This is a genomic window from Desulfurobacterium sp. (assembly GCF_027028515.1).
Taxonomy (GTDB): Bacteria; Aquificota; Aquificia; order Desulfurobacteriales; family Desulfurobacteriaceae; genus Desulfurobacterium_A.
Map to the genome: position 1 here is coordinate 1 of NZ_JALVIW010000068.1, position 3565 is coordinate 3565.

The following is a 3565-nucleotide window of genomic DNA, read 5'->3' on the forward strand; positions in this document are numbered from 1 at the left end:
TTCTGACAGTCGGGTGTCTTTCAATCCTACATTAGTCTGATTTTAACGTTTTGATGATAACCACACGATAATAAACTACGGTGCTTTCAATCCTACATTAGTCTGATTTTAACGATTTGAATGAAAGAAAAAGTTAAGGTGATAGAAAATCCTTTCAATCCTACATTAGTCTGATTTTAACTAATGAAGAGAAATACGCATTAGTAACTCTTTTGGTGCTTTCAATCCTACATTAGTCTGATTTTAACTTTTTTACTTGAAGTTTAAATTTAGAAAATTCTTCTAACTTTCAATCCTACATTAGTCTGATTTTAACTTACTGAAAGGATGAGAAAAGATTCTCGTGTGTACTTTCTTTCAATCCTACATTAGTCTGATTTTAACCTAAGGGAGACCTTACCTACGTGAGTAGGTAAGGGGAGGGCTTTCAATCCTACATTAGTCTGATTTTAACCTATTCTCGAGTATGAAATAAAACTTGTCAATACTGCTTTCAATCCTACATTAGTCTGATTTTAACTTTGTTGGAAGGAACGGGTTTGTGAACAAGACGTTGGAACTTTCAATCCTACATTAGTCTGATTTTAACTCATAGAAGTGCTTGAGAGCGGTGACAGGGAAAGGGCAAAAAAACTTTCAATCCTACATTAGTCTGATTTTAACACGCCACAAAAACCTTTCCAAGCACGTTTTAACCCTTATAACAAAATTTTATGTTTCATAAAGTTATAAAATTAGTTTTTCTTTAAGATCTTCACGACTATATTATATTACTTATCTCACTCTTCTCTGTTCCAATTGTCTCCCTTTTAATATACTTCTCTGAAGAAAGGATGTAAAACCTAACAGAGTCTTCAGATTCTTTTATCAACTTTTTTATTCCGTTTTTCACCTTCATAAATTCACTTTCAGTAAGTTCTCCTTCAAACACAGAATTTTGAACCCAATGAAGAAACCTCCTTAAGAATTGGCAAACTTGTGAAACCCGCTCGACATTTACATCGTAAACTACTATCACATACATTCTTTACCACCATATAACAAATGGTTTGTAATTTTCCATCTCTATCAAATGTTTTATTAACTTATAGCACTCTAACCTGACAAGTTTTCTGTAAGTTACGTTCCTTTTAAGTTTCCTGTGTTTGATAGTCGTGTTCAATTTTTCGTTGAATGCTTGTAGAAAAGCTCTCTTGCCTTTGTCGTTCAGTAGACAATAATTCAATTCCTTTTTAAAGTATGTTTCATCGATTTTTTCTTGTTTTATTAATTTGAATATAATCCTATCAGCAAGTAACGGTTTGAACACTTCGGCCAAATCTAAAGCCAGAGAAAACCGTCTCTCTCCTGGTTCGTGTAAATAACTAATCGTTGGATTTAACTGAGTGTTGTATATTTCAGTAAGGCATACAGAATAAACTAACGAATTTCCGAAACTTATCAACGCGTTTATCATATTTTCTGGTGGTTTCCTACTTCTTCTATCAAAAGCAAACCTTTGGGGTAGGAATTTATTCCATGAATGATAATAAGTTTCCCTAACGTTACCTTCTATCGCCATAACTTTTTCTATAGAATCCTGGTTTTCTAAAGTGGTGAGAATATTTTTGATTTTCTCAATGTCTGTCTTCAGTTGTGGGTTTTCTCTCTTATAATAATTCAAATTTACCAGAATGTTCTTTATCGATCCTTCGACAAATCTCTTAGCGAGATACAATCTCTTTTCTTTTTCCAAGTAGTATCTTACCTGATTAACGAGTAGATTTCCAGAAAGAAGTTTCTTTCTAGGCCAAAAACTTCCCTCATAAAAACCATAAGAGTTAAAGTAGTGAACGGGTACGCCGTACTTCATCAAATAGCTTAATGCTCCAGATTTTATAGTAATTCTACCATAAGCGTAGATAGAATAGATTTTCTCTATAGGTAACGGTTTCTTAACTATCTCTCCTTTTTCATTCTTAAAGACGAAATATACTGTGTTATGTTTTCTTTTTATTATTCCATTCCTAGTTATGTAAAGATTGTTTTTCATTGTTAACCTTTAAACTTTTGTGATTGAAGGTTGATATTTTTAGTGCAAACACACCATTAGATAAACTTTTAGTTACCTTGTTGCTCAAGAATTGTCGGAAAAATATGGTTATCCAAAACAAAATTCAAAGTAACTACACCTTCTGCAGTAGCGTTTATACTCTGGTTTCGGTGGATTTGGTAATGAAATTATTTTCCTTATTTCTTTAAGAATTCTTTCAATCTCTTTTTCATTTTCCTCTGTTAGTTGCACTTTGACCACTTTCCTTTTCAACGGATAAGTTATTCTACCCTCACTTTCTAGTCCTTTCAATTTTTTAAGATAATAGATGTAGTAAAGAAGTTGGTATAAGTGAGCTTTCTCTAATTTGTCAGACTTTTTAATTTCATGGAGTATAAGTTTGTTTCCCTTTTTTATGAAATCAATTCCTATTCTTTGGTCAACTATGATATCTTTATTCATGCTTTTGAAGGATGTTTCTTGTAACAAAGAACCCAAGGCAACTAGTTCACTTTCGTTTTCCCTTGTAAGAAAATGTGAGAACAACCAAAGCTTAGTGTGGCAAATAACAAAATACGCTACCTTGGTTCCTGTGAAAAACGCTGTTTTGGAAAGCATGGAAAAACCTATACAAATACTTAATTTTTTGTATTTAACAAAGAAAAATTAAAAAATTAAATGATAGCTTCATTAAAGTTCTCTTGATTTATTTCCACTATTTTTGAACAATCGAATCCATACTCCGAATTGTAAGGCAGCTTACATATCCAGAAAATTTTCCTTTTTCTCCCGTTTGTTTTCTCTATTTTTTCAAACCACTGCAAATTATCCCTTCCATGCTCATTTTCATCCTGCAGAATCCACCATAAAGGAACCTTTACTTTATTTTCTATCTTTAAATTTCTCTCGTCACCTTGGTAATATACCGAAGGTATTACCTCGAATTTACGTTGCTTCTCGGGTCGAATAATAAGTCCTATTTGAGTTTCTTCATCAGGAGCTATATCTTTGGGATGCAAACCAAACAAACAGGTTTTTTCAAAACATCCATTATATCCAGACCAATTTATCAAGGAATAATAACCTAAAAATCTCCCTTTTTCTTCAAACACTTCGATATAATTTTTTCCATATACACTGTTACAAATTTCTTTTAGCTTTAAATAAGAATAAACCCCAGGTGTTAGAGATTCGTCTGTGTGTTGTAGAATATCTCTATCATACGGAAGTTCATTTTCCGGTTGGAAAATCTTGAGAATGTATTCTTTCCCATCTTCTTTCCAGTTTTTCTTCCCGCGGTTTATTCGCCCACCTCTTTGTCCTAAAGCGTCAGCAGGAGCGAGCTCTGTATACATTACATCACAAGATATATCGAGAGAAATTTCGATAACTTGTGTAGCGACCAAAATTATAGGTTTTTTATTTTTATTTTTTACAACCTTTATAATTTTTTGCTCATTTGTTTTTCTATCATCATATGTAAACTGAGAATTTATCAAGAATAATTTATCGTTATCATTTTGTTTTAATCTT

At 32.3% G+C, this 3565-nt stretch carries 4 protein-coding genes and 1 CRISPR repeat array; all 4 genes read right to left on the minus strand.

The genetic code is table 11. From position 1 onward, the window contains the following. Positions 1–17: 17 nt before the first annotated feature. Positions 18–663: direct repeats of the CRISPR family, unit length 30 nt; unit sequence CTTTCAATCCTACATTAGTCTGATTTTAAC. A gap of 97 nt (positions 664–760) precedes the next feature. Further along, complete coding sequence (gene cas2, locus MV676_RS06250; protein ID WP_297445890.1) at positions 761–1024, minus strand: CRISPR-associated endonuclease Cas2; 264 nt, start codon at positions 1022–1024, stop codon at positions 761–763. 3 nt (positions 1025–1027) lie between these two features. Continuing rightward, positions 1028–2032 carry a type I-B CRISPR-associated endonuclease Cas1b gene (gene cas1b / locus MV676_RS06255; RefSeq protein WP_297445892.1) on the minus strand — a complete coding sequence of 335 codons (1005 nt, stop codon included), beginning with the start codon at positions 2030–2032 and terminating at the stop codon, positions 1028–1030. Between the two features lie 108 nt (positions 2033–2140). Continuing rightward, complete coding sequence (gene cas4 / locus MV676_RS06260) at positions 2141–2650, minus strand: CRISPR-associated protein Cas4 (protein WP_297445894.1); 510 nt, start codon at positions 2648–2650, stop codon at positions 2141–2143. 56 nt (positions 2651–2706) lie between these two features. Further along, positions 2707–3565 (minus strand): CRISPR-associated helicase Cas3' (gene cas3, locus MV676_RS06265; protein WP_297445896.1); only part of this gene is annotated, 859 nt, incomplete at its 5' end.